Source organism: Pseudomonas sp. PA15(2017) (assembly GCF_001945395.1).
Lineage (GTDB): Bacteria > Pseudomonadota > Gammaproteobacteria > Pseudomonadales > Pseudomonadaceae > Aquipseudomonas.
In genome coordinates this window covers 83959-99378 of record NZ_MSXV01000056.1, presented here as the reverse complement: position 1 = coordinate 99378, position 15420 = coordinate 83959, and the positions used below count along the sequence as shown (strand labels likewise).

The 15420-nt window shown below is 64.4% G+C and carries 14 protein-coding genes and 2 pseudogenes; 6 read left to right on the top strand and 10 right to left on the bottom strand.

The genetic code is table 11. From position 1 onward, the window contains the following. Positions 1 to 104: 104 nt before the first annotated feature. The 3 genes from BVH03_RS26470 to BVH03_RS21370 all read right to left on the bottom strand — a co-directional run bounded on the left by BVH03_RS26470 (position 105) and on the right by BVH03_RS21370 (position 2878). Positions 105 to 260: a hypothetical protein gene (locus tag BVH03_RS26470; RefSeq protein ID WP_168175656.1), complete on the bottom strand. Its 156-nt coding sequence runs from the start codon at positions 258 to 260 to the stop codon at positions 105 to 107. Between the two features lie 213 nt (positions 261 to 473). Then, on the bottom strand, positions 474 to 2078 hold the full coding sequence (locus tag BVH03_RS21375) for a histidine kinase famiy protein (protein ID WP_075963074.1): 1605 nt from the start codon (positions 2076 to 2078) through the stop codon (positions 474 to 476). A 362-nt stretch (positions 2079 to 2440) separates the two neighbouring features. After that, complete coding sequence (locus BVH03_RS21370; RefSeq protein WP_075963073.1) at positions 2441 to 2878, bottom strand: hemerythrin domain-containing protein; 438 nt, start codon at positions 2876 to 2878, stop codon at positions 2441 to 2443. Between the two features lie 213 nt (positions 2879 to 3091). Here BVH03_RS21370 and BVH03_RS21365 point away from each other — a divergent pair. Continuing rightward, positions 3092 to 4404 (top strand): annotated as a pseudogene (locus BVH03_RS21365) (sensor histidine kinase). On the opposite strand, the gene BVH03_RS21360 reads toward BVH03_RS21365, so the two are convergent. The 3 genes and pseudogenes from BVH03_RS21360 to BVH03_RS21350 all read right to left on the bottom strand — a co-directional run bounded on the left by BVH03_RS21360 (position 4379) and on the right by BVH03_RS21350 (position 6446). Further along, positions 4379 to 5536, bottom strand: coding sequence for a phosphatidylserine/phosphatidylglycerophosphate/cardiolipin synthase family protein (locus BVH03_RS21360; protein ID WP_075963072.1), 1158 nt, complete (start codon positions 5534 to 5536; stop codon positions 4379 to 4381). The pseudogene BVH03_RS21365 and the gene BVH03_RS21360 sit on opposite strands and share 26 nt — an antisense overlap. Positions 5537 to 5651: 115 nt before the next feature. Then, a pseudogene (locus tag BVH03_RS21355) lies at positions 5652 to 6101 on the bottom strand (MBL fold metallo-hydrolase); the annotation flags it as partial. 60 nt (positions 6102 to 6161) lie between these two features. Continuing rightward, positions 6162 to 6446 (bottom strand): hypothetical protein, encoded by a 285-nt coding sequence (locus BVH03_RS21350; protein ID WP_143486027.1) that lies wholly within the window; start codon positions 6444 to 6446, stop codon positions 6162 to 6164. Positions 6447 to 6681: 235 nt separating this feature from the next. Between BVH03_RS21350 and olsB the strand changes: the two genes are divergently transcribed. Both olsB and BVH03_RS21340 read left to right on the top strand, forming a co-directional pair. Beyond that, positions 6682 to 7440 carry an L-ornithine N(alpha)-acyltransferase gene (gene olsB / locus BVH03_RS21345; protein ID WP_075963069.1) on the top strand — a complete coding sequence of 253 codons (759 nt, stop codon included), beginning with the start codon at positions 6682 to 6684 and terminating at the stop codon, positions 7438 to 7440. Positions 7441 to 7549: 109 nt separating this feature from the next. Further along, on the top strand, positions 7550 to 8323 hold the full coding sequence (locus BVH03_RS21340; protein WP_075963068.1) for a 1-acyl-sn-glycerol-3-phosphate acyltransferase: 774 nt from the start codon (positions 7550 to 7552) through the stop codon (positions 8321 to 8323). Positions 8324 to 8599: 276 nt separating this feature from the next. On the opposite strand, the gene BVH03_RS21335 is transcribed toward BVH03_RS21340, so the two are convergent. Further along, positions 8600 to 9649, bottom strand: coding sequence for an AbrB family transcriptional regulator (locus BVH03_RS21335; RefSeq protein WP_075963067.1), 1050 nt, complete (start codon positions 9647 to 9649; stop codon positions 8600 to 8602). Between the two features lie 265 nt (positions 9650 to 9914). On the opposite strand from BVH03_RS21335, the gene BVH03_RS21330 reads away from it, so the two are divergent. After that, positions 9915 to 10919 carry a GntR family transcriptional regulator gene (locus BVH03_RS21330; RefSeq protein ID WP_256574778.1) on the top strand — a complete coding sequence of 335 codons (1005 nt, stop codon included), beginning with the start codon at positions 9915 to 9917 and terminating at the stop codon, positions 10917 to 10919. Between the two features lie 18 nt (positions 10920 to 10937). Here BVH03_RS21330 and BVH03_RS21325 read toward each other — a convergent pair whose 3' ends face one another. Continuing rightward, positions 10938 to 11528: an ACP phosphodiesterase gene (locus BVH03_RS21325; protein WP_075963066.1), complete on the bottom strand. Its 591-nt coding sequence runs from the start codon at positions 11526 to 11528 to the stop codon at positions 10938 to 10940. A 158-nt stretch (positions 11529 to 11686) separates the two neighbouring features. On the opposite strand from BVH03_RS21325, the gene BVH03_RS21320 reads away from it, so the two are divergent. Next, complete coding sequence (locus tag BVH03_RS21320) at positions 11687 to 11998, top strand: helix-turn-helix transcriptional regulator (RefSeq protein WP_075963065.1); 312 nt, start codon at positions 11687 to 11689, stop codon at positions 11996 to 11998. A 77-nt stretch (positions 11999 to 12075) separates the two neighbouring features. Continuing rightward, positions 12076 to 13125, top strand: a complete 1050-nt coding sequence (locus BVH03_RS21315; RefSeq protein ID WP_075963064.1) for an alkene reductase — start codon at positions 12076 to 12078, stop codon at positions 13123 to 13125. A gap of 220 nt (positions 13126 to 13345) precedes the next feature. On the opposite strand, the gene BVH03_RS21310 is transcribed toward BVH03_RS21315, so the two are convergent. Both BVH03_RS21310 and BVH03_RS21305 read right to left on the bottom strand, forming a co-directional pair. Then, entirely contained in the window at positions 13346 to 14218 is an 873-nt protein-coding gene (locus tag BVH03_RS21310; protein ID WP_075963063.1) for an ATPase, read from the bottom strand. Between the two features lie 168 nt (positions 14219 to 14386). Continuing rightward, positions 14387 to 15373 (bottom strand): NAD(P)-dependent oxidoreductase, encoded by a 987-nt coding sequence (locus BVH03_RS21305; protein WP_075963062.1) that lies wholly within the window; start codon positions 15371 to 15373, stop codon positions 14387 to 14389. Positions 15374 to 15420 lie beyond the last annotated feature (47 nt).

The window sequence follows — 15420 nt, the reverse complement described above, 5'->3', positions numbered from 1 at the left end:
CGGCCTGTACCAGCGAAAGGGCTCCACTTTATACAGCGCGTCTTCAGGCACGGTAGCTGCGAAACAGCCGTTTGCGAGGGGATTTGTGCATGCCGCAATCGAAATCAGCGGTCGGGGGCGGAGTCGGCGTCCTGGATGAAGGCACGGGTCGGCAGCGAGACGATTCGACCATCGAGTTCCTGCAAGCGCTTGATCTGGGCAATGAAGTCCAGCATCACCGCTTGCACGAGGGCACCGTTGCCCAGTTGTGACGTGCTCAAATGCCGTTGCCCTAGACAATGCCCAGCGCTGGACATCGCCTTGAAGCATATGCCGGTAGGGCCTCTTTCGAGTTCGAGTTGGCAGCCGGTTTCCGTCGTGAATCTGCTGATGTATTTGTCCATACCTTTGTGAGGCGGATACACGCAGAACAGTTCGTATAGTCTTGCGACCACTCGTCCGGCGCCGCATTGCGGCGCGTGCGGCTGGCTGTTTCAACCTACGCCGGTCGGCCCGTCGATCACCTGGCGCACCTTGCGCGCCAGCTCGTTGGGCACGTACGGCTTGGAGATCACATCGTACTCACTGCCGCCGGCATCGGTACGCTCCAGCGAGTTTTCCGCATAGCCGGTGGTCAGCAACACCTTGAGCCCCGGCTTGCGACGCCGCGCTTCGCGCGCCAGCATCACACCGTTCATGCCGCCGGGCATGATCAGGTCGGTGAACAGCAGGTCGTAGTCGGCCACATCCAGGCGCAGCAGCGCTTCGCGCGCATTGAGGGCGATGTCGGCGACATAGCCGTAGTCCTCCAGCACCATGCGGGCGAGGTCGGCCACGTCAGGGCGGTCCTCGACCACCAGCACGCGCTCGGTGCCGTTGCGTTCGTTGGTACGTTCCTTGGCCGGGCTGTGGATCACCTGGCTGTCGTCGGCCGGGAAATACAGGCGCAGCGTAGTGCCCACGCCCTCCTCGGAATAGATGCGCACGGTGCCGCCGGATTGCTTGACGAAGCCATAGACCATCGACAGGCCAAGCCCGGAGCCCTTGCCTTCGTCCTTGGTGGTAAAGAACGGATCCATCACCCGACTGCTCACGCTGTCGGACATGCCCACGCCGTTGTCGGTGATCGCCACGCTGACGTAACGCCCGGGCATCAAGCCGTCGTAGGACATGCTGCCAAGTTCCTCGACCGCCACGTTCTTGGTTTCGATGTGCACCGCGGGTTGCTCGCGCCCTTCCAGAGCGTCGCGGGCATTGATCAGGATATTGAGAAACGCCACCTCGGCCTGGGTCGGGTCGATGCGGCAGTTCCACAGGGCCTTGTCGAGCGTCAGGCGCAGATTGGCGTGCCCCAGGGTACGTTCGCCGAGTTCCTGAAAACCGCTAATCAGACCATTGAGGTTGAGCACCCGACCTTCGAGCTTCTGCTTGCGCGAGAACGCCAGCAATTGCTGGGTCAGCGTGGCAGCGCGGTCGGCGGCGTTACGGGCATTGTTGACGCAACGCAGGATGCGGTCCTGATCGTATTCAGGCTTGTTGGCCGAACGCTCGAGCACCTCCAGGTAGCCGATCATCACTTGCAGCAGGTTGTTGAAGTCGTGGGCGATGCCGCCGGTCAACTGGCCCAGCGCTTCCATCTTCTGCGCCTGGCGCAGGCCCTCTTCGGCATCGCGACGACGGCTGATGTCCAGCTGCGAGGCGAAGAAGTAGATCAACTCGCCGGCATCGTTGTAGACCGGCGAGATGAACAGCGCATTCCAGAACGTGGAGCCGTCCTTGCGATAGTTGATCAATTCCACCGAGACTTCCCGGCGCGCATGAATGGCCTCGCGCACCTGGGTCACCACCGAGCGATCGGTTTCCGCGCCCTGCAGGAATCGGCAGTTCTTGCCCACGATCTCGTCCGCATCGTAGCCGGTCATTTCCAGGAAGGCTTTGTTGGCGAAGATGATCGGGTTGTCGGGCCGATTCGGGTCGGTGACGATCATCGGCATGCGGGTGGTTTCCACCGCCGCGAAGAAGATGTTCTTGCCCGAGCCGGAAATATCGCCCGAGGAGGCGTTGTCGACCCGGAAATCCTGCTTGCCACCTGTTGGCATCGGCTTACCTATCACGCTGCTGGCGAGGCCGATGAAGCGCCCCTGTCCTCGATTCGAGCAGCGCGGCGGCGAGAAGTTCTACAGCAAATATGGGGTGTACAAGCACTCAGTTGGGTGGTGGTGAGTTACCGGCGCTCGGACGCCAATCGCTACCAATCGGCGCAAGTATCGATTCATCAATGCAATCGAAGGGAACGATATGGGCCTTGCGCCGCAGGCTGCACCCCGGGTGGCACAGTCAGGTACGGCCCACCCAGGCTAGGCAGCTCATGGGCGCTGCTCCGTACCCAGCTGCAGACTCGCCCCCGACCTCGCTGGTGCGCGAGTCACTTGCAGGGTAAAGAGCCCGAGGCAAGCGCCGGTCAGTTCAGCGCTTCCTCGTAGTCCTTTACGTACTGGTTGGCGAGGGCGGTTTTCTGCTGGTCGCTGAGCATCTTTCCGGCCTGCTGGAAGAAGGTGTGCTCTTCGTCTTCCAGGTGATGGAAGATCTTGTCCTTGAGCTTGCGCGCCGTGGCGATCCAAGACGGACTCGACGGGTCGGTGTCTTCCATGGTTTCCAGCAGCTCGTCCATCTCGTGATGCTCGGCCACGCCATGGCGCGACAGATCCACGCCAGCGTCATGCTTCATCAGCGGCGAATAGAAGAATCGCTCCTCGGCCCGGGCATGGGCCAGCAACTCGTCCTTCAGCTCGCTGTAACGTTGGGCCCGCTCGGGGGAATCGCCTGTGGTGGCGAGCAACGCTTCGGCCATCGCCCGCTGGCGGTCATGGCTCTCGCGCAACGCTTGGAAAATCTGCATGGAATCACCTCATCGGCTAACGGCTGTTCGCGGCCTTTCAAGGCCATCTGCAGGTTGTGACCGAAAGGGCGAAAAGCGGGTTCACACTTTCAAGCGAAGGGCTTCGGGTAGCTTGGTGTGGCCCGATCGATGCGTCGGCCTGACCGACAAGTCACTTGCCACCTGTACAGCGTACGGCGCATCATGCCGCCACTCCTTGCGCGGTCCCCCCCGATGCCCCATCGCCCTGCCCCTGTGCCGCACGACGAAGAAGAGCGCCTGCTCTTGCTCGAACACCTGGACATTCTCGATTCGGCGCCCGAGCATAATTTCGACGATGTGGTGCTGCTGGCAACCTCCCTGTGCGACACCCCCATCGCCCTGGTTTCCCTGGTCGACCGCGAGCGCCAATGGTTCAAGGCCTGCATTGGCCTGGACGTGCGCGAGACGCACCCGACTTGGCGTTCTGCGCCCATGCGATTCTCGAACCCGATGACGTACTGGTGGTCGAGGACGCGCTGCTGGATCCGCGCTTTCAGCACAGCGCCCTGGTACTCGGCGAGCCGCACATCCGCTTCTATGCCGGCGCACCGATCCGCACCGACGCCGGCCAACCTCTGGGCACCGTGTGCGTGATCGACACGCGGCCACGCACCCTCCCCGACCACCAGCGCCGGGCATTGCAGGCGCTGGCCCGGCAGACCGCCGCGCTGCTGCAGCTACGTCTGCTGGAATCGCAACGCGAGCGGCGTGCCAATGCCTTGCTCGCTGAACTGGAACAGGCCCAGGCGCGCCATCGCGAGGCCGAGCAGTCGCTACGTCATGCGCGCCGCGTGTCCTCCCTTGGCATGCTCACCGCCAGCATCGCCCATGACGTCAACAACCTGCTGCAGGTGCTCAGCACCAGCCTGCAGATGGCCCAGCTAAGGGCTCGGCGCCCGGCGGAGGTGGAACGTTTCGCGCAGACCGGCCTGCAGGCGGTGGAGCAAGGCGGCAAGTTGATCCGCCAGTTGCTCGCCAACGTCCGCCAGGACGGCCCGGAGCTGGTGTGCATCGATATCAGCGAACGCCTCGATGCCGCACGCGAGCTACTGGCCAGCACCCTGGGCGACGCCATCAGCCTGAGCTTCGACCTCAGCGCGCGTGATGTCGGCGTGATGTGCGACGAGGTGCAGTTGCAGGCGGTGTTGCTCAATCTGCTCAGCAATGCCCGCGATGCCATGCAGGGCCGCGGCCAGGTGCTGATCGCCACACACCAGCAGCAACTGACCGGCGACGGCCAGCTCAGCGACGGCAACTACCTGGTGCTGAGCGTTCGCGACGACGGCCCAGGCATGTCCGCCGAGCTGGCAGCGAAGGTTTTCGATCCCTTCTTCACCACCAAGCAGGCCGGCAAGGGCACCGGCCTGGGCCTCGCTCAGGCCCGCGAGTTCGCCAACACCACGGGCGGCGACGTACGGATGGAAACGGCGCCCGGTGCAGGCACCACCATGCGTTTGTACCTGCGCATCCTGGGGCGAATCAGCGGCGTCGATCGAGCAGGTTGACGATCAGCCGATCCGCCCAGCCCCAGATGCGTTGACGCACGCGCGTCCAGAACGGACGTGCCTGCCACATCTGCAGGTCGACCTCGCGGCTCTGCGGAAAATCGGTCTCGAAACTCTGCTGCACTGCTGTGGTGAAGGCGGCGTCCAGCGTCTCGACGTTGGCATCGAGGTTGAAGCGCAGGTTCCAGTGATCGAAGTTGCAGGAGCCGACACTGGTCCATTCATCCACCAGCACCATCTTCAAGTGTAAAAAGCGCGGGCGGAACTCGAAGATGCGCACGCCGGCACGCAGCAGCCGTGGGTAGTAACGCTGCCCGGCGAAGCGTACTGGCGGGTTGTCGGTGTGCCGGCCGCTGAGCAGCAGGCGCACGTCCACCCCCCGACCTGCCGCCTTGCGCAGCGCCCGACGCACGCGCCAGGTGGGCAGGAAGTAAGGCGTGGCCAGCCACACCCGGTGCTGGGCGCCGTTGAGCGCGCGGACCAGCGATTGCAGGATGTCGCGATGCTGGCGGGCATCGGCATAGGCCACCCGCCCCCAGCCGGCACCCTCTGCCGGACGATGAGGCAAGGGTTGGCGGTGAGGCGTGAGATAGGGGCGCCAGGCGAAGCGTGAATTGTTGGCCTGCCACTGGCGGTCGAACAGTTGCAGCCAGTCGGCCACCAGCGGCCCGTCGATCTCCACCATCACTTCGTGCCAGGCGCTCTCGGGCTCACTTGGCGTCCAGAAGTCATCGGTCGAGCCAGTGCCGCCGACGAAGGCCACTTGGCTGTCGACCACCAGCAACTTGCGGTGGTCGCGGTACAGGTTGCGCACGCCACGCCGCCAGCGCACCGGGTTGTACCAGCGTAGCTGGATACCGGCGTCCAGCATGCGCTGGCGGTCGGCGGCACTCAGCGCCTGGCAGCCAAAGGCATCGAACAGGCAACGCACCGTGATGCCCCGCTCGGCCGCTTCGCACAGGGCGCGCAGCAGCGCATCGGTACAGGCGCTGCTGCACACCAGGTACTGTTCGAGTTCGACTGTTTCACGAGCGGCGTCGATGCAGGCGATCATCCGCGGGAAGAACGCCGGGCCATCGTTGAGCAGCGTGAACTGGTTACCCTGGCGCCAGGGAAAAACCTGACCAGGCATCAGTCATTCACGCAAGGGAGAGGGGAAAAGCGGCGCATGGCATCTCGACGGCAGCGGGGGATGCGCCACGATAGCCGGGCGCGTGCGCCTTGCAAAGCACGATGCGTGTCAAGATCTAACGCGGCAGTTGATAGTCCTCAGGGCCGAGCAGGTCGAGCCCGCACTCCGGGTTCTCGATCCAGTGCAGAAAGGCGTTGATCACCTCACGCCCCACGAGTGGTCGGCCGTGTGACTGGCCATGTAGCGACGATGAAAGCCGAGCATGCTCGGCAGGTGGGCCGCGAAATCCACCACGGGGCCAGCATCGTCGATGCATCGAGGCGCCCATGTCGCCGGAGAAGAGGATCTCGCTCAGCGGATCGAAGAGCTGGACGTTGCCCACCGAGTGCAGGAAATACGCCGGCACCGCCTTGAGGGTGCAACGCCCGAGGGCGAAGGACTGGCCACGGTCAAGCAGGGCGATGATGTCCGGCTTCTGGTGCGAGGCGAAGCTGTAGGTTAGCTCCTGCACCGGTACATGTTTGGACGGCTCCATGCTCAGCGGCACATAGATCAGGTCGCCGCCGGCGATCGAGCAGCAGTGGACTGCCGCCTGCTGACCTGGGTCAGCAAAGCCGAGCGCCCGTTACAGGCGCTGCCCGCACATGCGACAACGACCGTTCGCCACCACGCCGGTACACCGTGGACAACCACCATCCAGGGTGCTGCGCCGCCATTGCCAGATCTGCACCAGCCGCCGCACTGCCCAGGCCGCGCCAAATGCTGGCAGCACGATCATCCAGGGAAAAACTGTCCGCGCCCAGCTCATTGCGTCACCGCCCTGCCGGGAGAGGATCGCCAATCCCATCATGGCGACCACGCCGCCGATGATCAGGATGAAAGGCAAACCGAGGTTTCGGATGAAGAACATACGCGGTGGGCGCTCGCACGGTTGAGGGGCGCATATGGTAAGCAGGATGCCCGCCTGCTGCACCTGCGATTCGCGCCCCAGCCGCCCCGCGCGCCTGTCACATAAGCATCACCGAACCTTCACAGGCGTGACACCCGCCCTCCCTAGCCTGAATGTGTTTCCTGAGTTTGCTCAGGTCTGCAGGCCAACCGGTTCGTGCGCAGCGAGGCTGCCCGACCCGCAACGGAGGTAAGGCATGACCCAGAACGCCATGGCACCCGAGCGCAGCAACAGTCCCCGTCGCCTGCAGGCCGAGCGCCTGACCACGCCGCGCGCCTTGCGCGAAGCCCAGGCTCTGCGCTTTCGCGTGTTCAGCGCCGAATTCGACGCCAAGCTCAAGGGCGCCGAGCTGGGCCTGGACATGGATGACTACGACATGCACTGCCAACACATCGGCGTGCGCGACCTTAACAGTGGCGAGCTGGTAGCTACCACACGCCTGCTCGACCACCAGGCGGCCGCCGGCCTGGGCCGTTTCTACAGCGAAGAGGAATTCGCCCTGCACGGCCTGCGTCACCTGCAAGGCCCGGTACTGGAAATCGGCCGCACCTGCGTCGATGCCGCGTACCGCAACGGCGGCACCATCGCCGTGTTGTGGGCAGAGCTGGCCGAAGTGCTCAACGAAGGCGGTTACCGCTACCTGATGGGCTGCGCCAGCATCCCCATGCAGGACGGCGGTATCCAGGCTCAGGCCATCATGCAACGCCTGCGCGAACGCTACCTGTGCACCGAGAACCTGCGTGCCGAACCCAAGACGCCGCTGCCCGCGATGGAAGTCTCCGGCAACGTGATCGCCGAGATGCCGCCGCTGCTCAAGGCCTACATGCGCCTGGGCGCCAAGGTTTGCGGTGAGCCGTGCTGGGACAAGGACTTCCAGGTGGCCGACGTGTTCATCCTGCTCAAGCGCGACGAGCTGTGCCCCCGCTACGCCCGGCACTTCAAGGCCGCAGTCTGATCGACGACTTGCCCACGGCGCGCCGGCGCGGTAGAAATGCCGTGCCGGGCAGCGTGTGTCTGCTGTGTGGCGCGCGCCCTTCTCCTCTCTCTTCCAGGCCGAAAACCCCATGAGCAAACTGCGTCTTTACCTGCGCCTGAGCCGCCTGGCGGCAGTGCTTGCAGTAGGTGCGCTGCTGGCCGCCTTGCTGGTGCCGGTCGAACGCCTGATACGCGGTGATCTGATGGGCCTGCGCCAGCGCCTGACCCGCTGGTGGCTGGCACGTCTGGGCAACGCCCTGCCCTTTCGCGTTCGTGTGCAGGGGCAACTGCCCCACAAGCCGATGCTATGGCTGAGTAATCACATTTCCTGGACCGACATCCCGCTGATCGGCATGCTGGCGCCGCTGTCGTTCCTGTCCAAGGCCGAGGTACGCACCTGGCCGCTGGCCGGCTGGCTGGCGCACAAGGCCGGCACCCTGTTCATCCGCCGCGGTGCAGGGGACGGCGGGCTGCTCAACCAGCAGCTCGGTCGTCACCTGAGCGGCGGCCGCCACCTGTTGATCTTCCCCGAAGGCACCACCTGCGACGGCGCCGCCCTGCGCACCTTCCATGGCCGCCTGCTGAGCAGCGCCATCGAAAGCGGCATCGACCTGCAGCCCATCGCCATCCGCTACTTGCGCGATGGCCAGCGTTGCAACGTGGCGCCCTTCATCGGCGACGACGACATGCTCTCGCACTTGCTGCGCTTGATGAACAGCGACGTGGCCGAAGTGGAAATCCATTTGCTGGAGCCGATCGCCAGCGACTCGGGCAACCGCAACGAACTGGCCCGCCGGGCGCAGGCGGCAGTGAGCGAGGCGCTGTATGGGGTGCAGCAGCCGGAAACTCAGGCTGCGGCTTAGGGCCGGCTCAAGATTTCTGGGAACTCATTGTTCCGCGGTGCAAGGGCGACAAGGCAAAAGCGCAATCCCAGCGAACGCGTAGGAGCAGCTTTAGCCGCGAGCTTTCCCGGCGCATCCCTGCATACGCTCAGGCACTGCAGCAGTGGTGGGATCGCGCCATGCGCACAAAAAATCGCGGGCATGGACTAGGCGTCCCCGCCCGCTCCCACAGGTAGTGCACTGACGTCCGTTCTCACTGCATCGCGACCACTGTGCTTGGAATTACCAAGAGATCGTTCACGCCCGCCGCAACTGCGGGCTATCACTCTGCAGCCAGCGCCGGAAGATCGGCTCGGCCAGGAACAGGACCAGGAACAGCCGCACCACCTGCATGGCCGTCACCAGCGGCACCGCCAGTTGCAGGGTCTCGGCCGTAAGGCTCATCTCGGCGATGCCGCCGGGCATCATCCCCAGCGTCAGGGACTGGATATCCAGCCCGCTCGCCCAACCCACCAGTACCGCGCCGACGAACGCCACCAGCATCATCACCAACGTGGTAACCAGCGTGCGTGCCAGGAATGATGGGGCGTAGCGAAAGAACGCACGGTTGAAGAAGCAGCCCAGGGCGCTGCCGATCATCAGCTGGCCGACCTGGCTGGCACCGGCGGGCAGCGTGCTGCTCAGGTCGAAGCCGATGCTGGCGGCGGCGCTGACCAGTAGCGGGCCGAACAACCAGGGATTGGGCTGGCGGTAGCGTTGCAGCAGCCAGCCGGCCAACCCGGCCACCGGCATGATCAACGCCAGCCACGGCCAGTCCGCTTGAACGGCATGCAGGTGAACGTCGCCATCGCCGAGCAGGAACTTGAACACCGCCGGTACCAACAGCACTACCGCCACCACCCGCAGGCTTTGCGCTGCCGCGACGCGAGTCAGTTCGGCGCCATTGCGGGCGCCAAGGTTGACCATCTCGCTGGAGCCACCCGGCATGCTGGAAAAGTACGCCGTGGCCATGGTCTCGCCGGTGCGGCGCATGAACCACACGCCGGCGATGCTGCTGAGTACGGTGATCAGCGCGCCGATGATGATCGGCCCCAGGTGCCCGGCGATCTGCGCGACCAGCGTCGGGGTGAAATGCAGGCCGATGCCGATACCGATGATCCACTGACCGAACTTGCGCCCGCCCGGCAGCGGCTGCAACTGCCAGGTGCTGAAGCAACGCACCAGGATCACTGCCACCAGCGAGCCGATCATCCAGGGCAGCGGCCAGCCGATATGGGTCGCGATCACCGCCCCAAGGGCGCCGACCAGCGGTGTTCCCAGGTGATTGATCCAGTGGGTCTTGAACATTGCGTCCCCTTCGGTACGTGCACCAGCGGCCTGGTGATTGATCGAGTTCGAGGTGGTCGCGGAGAACGAAAGCCTTGCTTGTTCGATGTCTTTTATCGCTACGTTGTTCACAGCCTGTCGAGCACAGCGGCATTCATTGATTAAATTCAGCGCTGGCCTCGTGGTTCGACATGCCTATTATTGATCTTTAGACGCATAAAAGACAATAGAAGTTGAAAACCGCTAACCTCCCGGCATCTTTCCGTGGCCCCGATTACGTAGCAGAATGCAGCGCCTGCCGAGCCGATCAGCGCAGGCGCATCAACCGGTACAGGAATCGACGTTCATCGCCATGGCCCAGGACAACTCCCCTTCAGCGGTTCTCACTGCCCTGCAGAAGCGCGTCGCTCGCGAGGTCATCGCCTACGTGCGCCGCGAGCGCCTGCCCATTGGCCATCACCTGGTCGAGTCGCACCTGGCACACACGCTGAGCACCTCGCGCACACCGGTGAAGTTCGTGCTCAATCACCTCGCCGAACGCGGCATGCTCAAGCACGATCGCAACCGCGGCTTCTTCCTCGCCCAGGCGGCTGATGAGCTCAACGAGCTGGTACAGGAAATCGCCGAGGCCGAGGAGGATTCGGTGTATCGCCGCTTCGTCGCCCTGCGCCTGTCGCGACAATTGCCCGAGCAGTTCACCGAGATCGAGCTGATGCGCCAGTTCGACGTGTCACGGGCCGAGCTGCGTGCGGCGCTGCTGCGCATGCAGCAGGAAGGCTGGGCCGAACAGCGCAGCGGCCAGGGCTGGAAGATGCTGCCGGTGATCGACTCGATCGAGGCGTATGAGGAGAGCTTCGCCTTTCGCTCGATCATCGAGCCGGCGGGGCTTTTGTCGCCGACCTTCCAGGTCGATCGCGAACTGCTGGCCAGCTGCCGCAAGCAGCAGGCGTTCATCGCCGAGGGCGGTTACCTGAGCATGACCATCGAGGAGCTCTACGAAGCCAACTCGCGCTTCCACGAGATCATCGCCGGGTTCTCCGGCAACCGCTTTCTGCTGCAGTCGCTCAAGCGCCTGGATCGCCTGCGCCGCCTGGTCGAATATCGCGTGGACGTGTCTCGTGAACATCGCCGCGCCCAGGTCGAACAGCACCTGGAAATCCTCGACCTGATCGAACAGGGCGACCGCCTCGCCGCCGCCGACCGCATGCGCGCGCACCTGGAAGGCGCGCGCCGCAAGAAGGTCGATGCGACGCTGTTCGACAAACTACAGAACGGTTCCGGCCAAGGCTGATTCCCGGCAGCGGATTACTCAACGACCGGGCAGCGCCTCGCGTTGCTCGCGGGCGAAGGCCATCAGTTCCGGATAGAAGGCGCTGAAATCCTCGCTCAACGGCTCGTAGAGACGACGCAGATCGTCCAGCCCGCCGTCCAGCAGACCCGGTCGCGACAGGCGCCGGGACATACCGGCGATCACCTGCCCCAGCACCTCGAATTGCTCGTAACTGCCTAGCCAGTCCTGGGCCGCCATGCGCGGGGCGATGTGTTGCAGGCTGCCGGGTAGTTGCGGCTCGGCGGCCAGCACCTGATAGACACGGTCGGTGAACCGCTGCAGCGGCTGATCGCTGTAGTGCTGCCAGTCGCGGGCCAGACAGTGATCGAAGAACAGGTCGAGAAAGATGCCGGCCACCCGCCGACGCTCGACTGGAAAGCGTGCCCGCGCCCGGGCCTGCAGCGGATGGCTGTCGGTAAAGGCATCGATGCGCCGGTGCAGCGCGATACCCGCCTCGATGGCGGCCGGCCACTGCCCAGCCAGCGGCCCCTTGACGAAATCGCCATACAGGCTGCCAAGCAGTTCAGCGGGCGCGTCGCCGCCCAGGTGAAGGTGAGCGAGGTAGTTCATCGCGCCAGCTTAAAGCCTCGCCCCGGCCACGGCGAGGGGCGCGTCATCATGCCGGTCGATATGCACTATCTGCTTGAACGATCTGTATATCGCCAAGTCTCGATATAAAGTTCGCCCCATCGCGATACGGCGTTACAGGGCAATTGGCAGGAGACCCGATGAGCAATAACGACATCGACCTCGACGAAGTGATCAAGGCCCTGGCCCACCCGGTGCGCAGAGACATCCTGCGCTGGCTGAAAGAGCCGGAGGCTTACTTCGTGCAGCCTGACCACTCCTTCGACATCGGTGTATGCGCCGGCAAGTTCGACGAGCGCACGGGGCTCTCGCAATCCACGGTCTCCGCGCATCTGGCCACTTTGCAGCGCGCCGGCCTGGTGACCAGTCGCAAGGTCGGCCAGTGGAATTTCTTCAAACGCAACGACGCGACCATCGCGGCCTTTGTCGAGCGGATCGACCGTGAGCTATGAGCTCGATGCCATCGCAACCCGACCTGTTCACCCCATCCAACAACCCTTACCGAGCGAATGATTCGAGGATTCAGGCAATGACCACACTGTTCGACCCCATCAAGATCGGCGATCTGGAACTCGCCAACCGCGTCATCATGGCTCCCCTGACCCGCTGCCGCGCAGACGAAGGCCGCGTGCCCAATGCCCTGATGGCCGAGTATTACGTACAGCGCGCCTCCGCCGGTCTGATCATCAGCGAGGCCACTTCGGTCACGCCGATGGGCGTGGGCTACCCGAACACCCCCGGTATCTGGTCCGACGACCAGGTACGCGGCTGGAGTGGCGTGACCAAGGCCGTGCATGCCAACGGCGGCAAGATCGTCCTACAGCTGTGGCACGTGGGCCGCATTTCCGACCCGGTCTACCTGGGCGGCGAACTGCCGGTAGCCCCCAGCGCCATCAAGCCCGCCGGGCATGTCAGCCTGATCCGCCCGATGAAGGACTTCGTGACCCCACGCGCGCTGGAAAGCGAAGAAATCGCCGAGGTCATCGAGGCCTACCGCCAGGGCGCCGAGAACGCCAAGGCCGCCGGCTTCGACGGTGTGGAAATCCACGCGGCCAACGGTTACCTGATCGACCAGTTCCTGCAAGACGGCACCAACAAGCGCACCGACAACTACGGCGGCAGCCTGGAAAACCGTGCCCGCCTGCTGCTGGAAATCACCGATGCGGTACTTGGCGTCTGGGAGCCGGGCCGCGTGGGCGTGCACCTGGCGCCTCGTGCCGACAGCCACGACATGGGCGACTCCAACCGCACCGAAACCTTCACCTATGTGGCACGCGAGCTGGGCAAGCGCAATATCGCCTTCCTCTGCGCCCGTGAGCACGAAGCCGACGACAGCCTGTCGCCGAGCCTGAAAGAGGCGTTCGGCGGCGTGTTCATCGCCAACGAAGGCTTCACCAAGAATCAGGCCAACGCCTGGCTGGCCAGTGGCAAGGCCGACGCCGTGGCGTTCGGTGTGCCCTTCATCGCCAACCCGGATCTGCCAGAGCGCCTGCGCCAGGACGCACCGCTGAACGAGCCGCACAAGGAAACCTTCTACGGTTCCGGCCCGGTTGGCTATATCGACTACCCGCGTCTGTAAGCCTCATCAGCGCCAACAAAAAGCCCGCGTAAAACGCGGGCTTTTTGTTGGCTGGCGACGCGCTGAACATGACAGAGGCTGCTGCAAGGCAGGGGCGGACGGGAGCGCTCACTCCATGCCCGTGATTTTTCGCGGGCATGGAGTGAGCGCTCCCACGGTTACTGCGCCCCACTTAGCGGCCAAATCGCCGAACCTCGGCTTGAAGACTTTGAACAGGTTCTCAGCGAGCGTCGATCTGCTGCTGCAAATTTTGTATCTGCGCCTGCAGGGTATTGACGCTACGGGTGGTCTGCGCACGGAAGGCGTCGAACTCCGCGGTGCTGCCGGCATTGCTGCTGGTGCCCGGGCGGTTGTCGAGCTGGCTCTTGAGTACCAGCATGTCCTGCTCCAGACGCTCGACCGCGGCGTTGGCGTTACCGGCCTTCTTCAGCGCCTCGACTTCACCCGCCAGGTTCTTGACCTGAGTGGCCAGCTTGCCGGCATCACCCTGGCTGCTCTTCAACGAAGCCAGCTCGGTTTTCACGGCGGCCAGTTCGGTTTTCAGGGTGTCCTGGCCACTGCCCAGGGTTTTCAAGCTGTCGTCGTATTTGCCGGCGTCGCCCTGCTGGGTCTTGAGGTCGGCGACCAGTTGCTCGATGCGCTTGTCCTGCCCGCTCTGCTGGCCGCCCGCGGCTTGCTGCTGCTTGCTCAGCTCGTTCAGCTTGCTCTCCAACTGGCGCACTTGCAGTTTCAGCGCTTCGCTGCCGCTGGTGGAGGTCGATTCGGCGGCGACTACCTTGCCGGAAATAGCCTGAATGCGTCCGGCGGCTTCCTCGCTGATACGCGCGAAGCTCTCCTGGGTGGCCACCAGTTGCTGCTCCATCAGGCTGATCTGCTGGAAGCTCCACCAGCCCAGGCCCGCCAGGGCAATGCTCAGGGCGCCAACCAGTGCCCACAGCGGCCCGGTGCTGGCCGAGCGCGGCGCCTTGGCCTTGCGCGAGGTTGCGCCGTTACGGGCGTAGGGTTGCGGTTCGGGCTCGAAATCGTCCTGATCGCGGCGATCCGGTGTCAGGCTGGGTACGTCATCGAATTCGTCGTGGGCATCGTTACGCATGTGGGGACCTTGAGAAAACCACGGTGGAGGCAAGTGCCGCGCAGTATACCGATTCATGGATGGCGCTTGGGTGTCGTAGTGCCAGTAATCGACGTGTCGCGACGGCCTGTATCGGGCACAGAGACACGTGGTGGGCGACTCGGGTTCCGCGGCGGCCCTGGATCACAGCTAGCCTTGCGCCTTCCACCAGCGACAGAACTCGTCCAACGCCGGCCACAGGCCGTGGCTCGCCTGGTAGTCCAGATGCTCGCGGGCCTGGCTGATGTCCAGGGAGAAGTCGCGGCTCATCACGTCCACTGCCAGGCGCGTCAGCACCGGCTCGGGGCGACCGGGCAGCAGGCTGCATACGCCTTCACTGCCAGCGGCCAGGCTGCGCGCCAGGGCCACCGGTACATGACGGGTAACCGGCGGCAACTCCAGCTGCCGCAGCACGTAGTTGACCACGTCCCAGAGCGGCAGCGACGCGCCATTGCTGACGTTATAAGCCTTGCCGAGCGCCGGCCCGGCAGCCAGCAAGGCGCCGAACAGCGCATCGTTGAGGTTGTGCACGCTGGTGAAATCGACCTTGTTGAGGCCGTTGCCGATGATCGCCAGGCGGCCCTTGCGCTGCAGGGCGATCATCCGCGGAAAGATGCTCACGTCCCCCGCCCCGGTGACGAAGCGCGGGCGCAGCGCCAGCACTTCCAGGCCGAATTCCTGGGCGCCGAACAGACGCTGCTCGGCGAGGAATTTGGTGCGCGCGTAATGGTTGGCGAAGCGCTTGGGCACCTGTTCCTCGCGCAGGCCGAGGTGATCGCGACCATCGAAATAGATCGACGGCGAGGACAGGTGCACCAGACGACGCACGCCACGCTTGAGGCAGGCCTCGATGACGTTCTCGGTGAGCACCACGTTGCCCTGGTGGAAATACTCGTAGCGCCCCCACACACCCACGGCGCCGGCGCAGTGCAACACCACCTCGACGTCGCGGCACAGCGATAGCGCCAGCTCGGGATCGGCCAGATCGCCGGGCATGAACTGCGCCCCCCGGCGAATCAGGTGCTCGAACGCCTCCTCGCGGCGGCCAGTGACGCGCACGTCCAGGCCCTGTTCGAGGGCGAACCGCGCGAAGCGCCCGCCAATGAACCCGCTTGCTCCGGTGACCAGAATCTTCATCATGCCCTCCGCCCGCTGCTGCGCGCACTATAAGACGTTGTGCGGAT

Bases quoted from the DNA above. Each gene is read 5' to 3' on its own strand.
- BVH03_RS21310 (WP_075963063.1), bottom strand. From the start codon at position 14,218: ATGCGTAACGATGCCCACGACGAATTCGATGACGTACCCAGCCTGACA.
- BVH03_RS21315 (WP_075963064.1), top strand. From the start codon at position 12,076: ATGACCACACTGTTCGACCCCATCAAGATCGGCGATCTGGAACTCGCC.
- BVH03_RS21360 (WP_075963072.1), bottom strand. From the start codon at position 5,536: ATGCCTGGTCAGGTTTTTCCCTGGCGCCAGGGTAACCAGTTCACGCTG.
- BVH03_RS21370 (WP_075963073.1), bottom strand. From the start codon at position 2,878: ATGCAGATTTTCCAAGCGTTGCGCGAGAGCCATGACCGCCAGCGGGCG.
- BVH03_RS21320 (WP_075963065.1), top strand. From the start codon at position 11,687: ATGAGCAATAACGACATCGACCTCGACGAAGTGATCAAGGCCCTGGCC.
- BVH03_RS21335 (WP_075963067.1), bottom strand. From the start codon at position 9,649: ATGTTCAAGACCCACTGGATCAATCACCTGGGAACACCGCTGGTCGGC.
- olsB (WP_075963069.1), top strand. From the start codon at position 6,682: ATGACCCAGAACGCCATGGCACCCGAGCGCAGCAACAGTCCCCGTCGC.
- BVH03_RS21340 (WP_075963068.1), top strand. From the start codon at position 7,550: ATGAGCAAACTGCGTCTTTACCTGCGCCTGAGCCGCCTGGCGGCAGTG.
- BVH03_RS21330 (WP_256574778.1), top strand. From the start codon at position 9,915: ATGCAGCGCCTGCCGAGCCGATCAGCGCAGGCGCATCAACCGGTACAG.
- BVH03_RS21305 (WP_075963062.1), bottom strand. From the start codon at position 15,373: ATGAAGATTCTGGTCACCGGAGCAAGCGGGTTCATTGGCGGGCGCTTC.
- BVH03_RS21350 (WP_143486027.1), bottom strand. From the start codon at position 6,446: ATGTTCTTCATCCGAAACCTCGGTTTGCCTTTCATCCTGATCATCGGC.
- BVH03_RS21375 (WP_075963074.1), bottom strand. From the start codon at position 2,078: ATGCCAACAGGTGGCAAGCAGGATTTCCGGGTCGACAACGCCTCCTCG.
- BVH03_RS21325 (WP_075963066.1), bottom strand. From the start codon at position 11,528: ATGAACTACCTCGCTCACCTTCACCTGGGCGGCGACGCGCCCGCTGAA.